The organism is Nocardioides hungaricus (assembly GCF_054782915.1).
On the sequence record NZ_BAAGRO010000040.1, the window covers coordinates 1 to 3,879 of the forward strand.

Sequence of the window (3,879 nt, forward strand, 5' to 3'; positions counted from 1 at the left end):
GGCACCGGCGGCACCGGCGGCAACGGCGGTGTGGGCGCGGGCGGCACCGGCGGCACCGGCGGCAACGGCGGTGTGGGCGCGGGCGGCACTGGCGGCACCGGCGGTGTGGGCGCGGGCGGCACGGGCGGCAACGGCGGTGTGGGCGCGGGCGGCACGGGCGGCAACGGCGGTGTGGGCGCGGGCGGCACGGGCGGCAATGGCGGTGCCGGGCTGCGCGCGAGCGCACCCGCCTGGGGCTCGGTGACCAACGCCGGCACGCTGCGGATCCCGAGCGGGTCGACGCTGCGGGTGCCGGCCGGGGAGACGGTCGCCAACCCCGGCACGATCGTCGTCGACGGCTTCGTGACCGGTGACGGCTCGATCGACAACACCGGCCGCATGATCGGCACCGGCGACTTCGACATCGTCGAGCTCGGCGGGAGCGGGGTCGCGATCGCACCGCGCAACTACCGGCTCTCCTTCGACGGCGCCGGGGTCACGACCGGGCCCGCCCTCGACGACCTGTGGATCTTCGCCGCGTCGGTCGCCGACGGCGACGAGACGCTGCCGACTCCCGCCCTGACGGGCGGGCGGCAGTTCGCCGGCTGGTACGCCGGCGACGTCCGGGTCGCCGACGGCACCGACCTCCTCCAGTTCGGCGACGGTCCGCGACAGGTCACGCTCACGCCCCGCTACACCGTGCCCACCTCGGTCGGCATCGCGCTCGACCCGCCGGCGGCGGTCTATGGCCAGCCGGTCACCGCGACCGCGACCGCCGATGCCTCGGGCACGGCCGTGTTCCTGGTCGACGGCGCGCCGGTCGGCGACCCGGTCCGCACCAGCGGCGGCACCGCGACCAGCGCGCCGCTCACCGAGCTGGAGCCCGGCGTACACCAGGTCGTGGCCGCGCTCACGCCCGACGACCCTGGCCGGACCGGCTCGGCCGCCTCCGCGAGCCTCACGATCTCCCCGGCCGCGACCACCACCGCGCTGAGCGTCACCGGCGACACCCTGCGGGCGAGCGTGGCCCCGGTCGCGCCCGGTGCGGGCGACCCGACCGGCACCGTCACGTTCGCGGTCGGCGGCGAGCCGGTCGGCACCGCCGAGATCGAGGACGGCGTCGCCGTACTCGACCACACGCTCGCCACCGACGCCCTCCAGGAGGTGGCGGCGGTCTACGACGGCGACGACCGCTTCACCGGCTCCTCGGACTCGGTCGCGCGCGACAACCCCACCCTGACCGCCACCGTGGCTGGCGAGCGGGGCAGGCACGGCTGGTACGTCGGCCCGGTCACCGTCACCTACGCCTGCGAGACGACCACCGCGCCGCTCGCCGGACCCTGCCCGGGCCCGGACACCGTGGCCCGCAACGGCGTCCGCTCGCTCACCCGCACCGTCCTGGCCGCCGACGGCGGCGCCGCCACCGTCGTCACCACGGTCAAGCTCGACCAGTCAGCGCCGAAGGTCCGGCTCCGGGGAGCCCGGCCCGGCCGGACCTACGCCCAGCGGCCCGACGTCCGCTGCGTGGCCCGCGACCGGCACTCCGGCCTGGTCGGGGCCGGGTGCCGGATCGAGCGGACCGTGGTGAAGCGGACCGCGCGGCTGGTCAGACTGCGCTACACCGCGACCGCCACCGACCGCGCCGGCAACACCACGCGGGAGGCCCTCACCGTCACGGTGCGCCGGCGGCGGTGACAATGCTCCGGTGACCGACGAGATCGCGTTCTTCACCCGCCGCGGCGACGGCGCCCTGGACCCGGCCCCGCTCGCGGGCAGCATGTGGAGCGAGGACCAGATGCACGGCGTGGCCCTGAGCAGCGCCCTCGCCTGGGCCGCCGAGGGCGCGCTCGCCGCGGCCGGGCGCACCGACCTGCGGCCGGCGCGCTGGGCGGTCGACCTGTTCAAGCCGGCCCGGATGGTGCCGTGCAGGTTGACCACCGAGATCGAGCGCGAGGGCCGCCGGATCTGCCTGGTCGACGTGATCCTCTCCCAGGACGGCGAGCGCGTCGCCCGCGGGACGGCGACCTTCCTCAAGCCGTCGGAGACCACCGGGGGCCAGGTCTGGGCGCCGGCCGAGCGGCCGGCGCCGCCGCCGCTCGACGCGGTGCCGCCCGCGACCGGCCGGCCGCGCGCGCCGTACGTGCGCTCGTCGGTGGACTGGTCGCAGAACTTCCTCGAGCACCAGAACGCCGACCGCAAGACGTCGTGGAGCACGTCGGTGCCGATCGTGCCGGACCAGCCGCTGACCGGGTTCCAGGCCGCGGCGGCGACCGCGGACGGCGCCAGCCTGGTCACGAACTGGGGCACCCGCGGGGTCGAGTACATCAACACCGACATCACCCTGACGCTGGCCCGCGAGCCCGACGGGATCGAGATCGGCCTGCTCGCGACCGACCGGGTCGAGCACGACGGCATCGCAGTCGGGTCCGCGGCGATCTTCGACCGGACCGGGCCGCTGGGCACCGTGATGATCGCGGCGATCGCCAACGCGCGGCGGACCGTGGACCTCGGGTCGGTCAGCTACACCGACGACGGGCGGCGTACCTCCTCGTAGCCGGCCGGGCGTGCCGACTTTCGGGATAACGGTCACACTGCGTCGGATTGTGGGGCAGCATGAGCGGCGCGGCCCGCGCCGAGGGCCGCACTCCTGTCCTCGCTCTCGGAGATCGTGATGACCTTGCTGCGTCGTACCGCCGCCCTGCTCGCCACCACCGTGCTGGCCTCGTCCGCGATCACCGCGAGCGTGGTCGCGCCGGCCTCGGCCGCGGACGACCCGGCCTGGTTGAGCCTGGTGGTCGCGTTCGACAACGCGACCGACTACGGCATGATCCAGATGGGCACCGACGCCACCGCACCGGCCGGCTCGTCGGGCCTCACCGTGCCGGCCGGGGTGAGCCTGACGCTGGACCTCAACGGCAAGGACCTGACCATCCCGGCCCGCTCGGACCACAGCCCGGGCATCGCGGTCCGGGACGGGACGTCCCTGACCATCACCGACTCCGCCGGCGGCGGCACCCTCACGGTGACGGGCGGGTCCGACGCCGCCGGCATCGGCAGCGGAGATGTCAGCGACACCGGGACCGCCGCCGGCGATGTCACCATCTACAGCGGCACCGTGACCGCCACCGGCGGCGACTACGCCGCCGGCATCGGCGGCGGGCACGCCGGGGCCGGCGGCACCGTCACCATCGACGGCGGCACCGTGACCGCCAACGGAGGCGGGTACGCCGCCGGCATCGGCGGCGGGTACCAGGGGGCGGGGGCCGTGGTCACGGTCGCGGCGGGAGCGTCGGTGACGCTGGCCGGCTCCCGGGTGCTGGGACCCGGCGCATCGGCGTCGAGCGGTACGGCCTGGGGGTCGTTCTCGAACACGGGGTCGGTGACCCTGACCGCCGGGTCCGCCCTGGAGATCCCCGCCGGGGAGGCCATCACCAACAACGGCACGATCACCGGCAGCGGCACGATCGCCAACACCGGGTCGATCACCGGCACCGGCGCCATCGGCAACAACGGCCAGGGCGAGCCGGGCATCACCGTGACCACCAACAGCTACCTGCTCTCCTTCGACACCACCGCCGTTCCCGACAGCACCCCGCCGGCTGCCCCCCCGGCCGCGCTGCCGGTGTTCGCGACCACCGTCGAGAACTCCGGCCGGTCCCTGCCCACCGCCTCGGACCTGGGTCTGCCCGACGGATACGTCTTCGACGGCTGGTGGACCACCCCTACCAGCGGCGGGAGCCAGGTCACCGCCACCACCGGCCTGGCCACCGCGCTGGGCGGCACCGGGCCACGGTCCGCGACCCTGTACCTGCGGGTGCTGCGCACCCAGGCCATCGTGTTCGACCCCGCACCCCCGACCCGCGGCACCGTGGGCGGGACCTGGACACCCGCCGCGACCGG

The 3,879-nt window shown here is 75.7% G+C and carries 2 protein-coding genes and 1 pseudogene; all 3 read left to right on the top strand.

Annotation, left to right across the window (positions count from 1 at the left end; all coding sequences use genetic code 11):
- A partial coding sequence (locus ACYVKX_RS16430; protein ID WP_460834593.1) for an Ig-like domain-containing protein occupies positions 1-1,674 on the top strand: 1,674 nt, incomplete at its 5' end.
- A 10-nt stretch (positions 1,675-1,684) separates the two neighbouring features.
- A complete protein-coding gene (locus ACYVKX_RS16435; protein ID WP_460834596.1) occupies positions 1,685-2,533 on the top strand; it encodes an acyl-CoA thioesterase domain-containing protein in 849 nt (282 codons plus the stop codon).
- Between the two features lie 117 nt (positions 2,534-2,650).
- Positions 2,651-3,879, top strand: a pseudogene (locus tag ACYVKX_RS16440) (hypothetical protein); the annotation flags it as partial.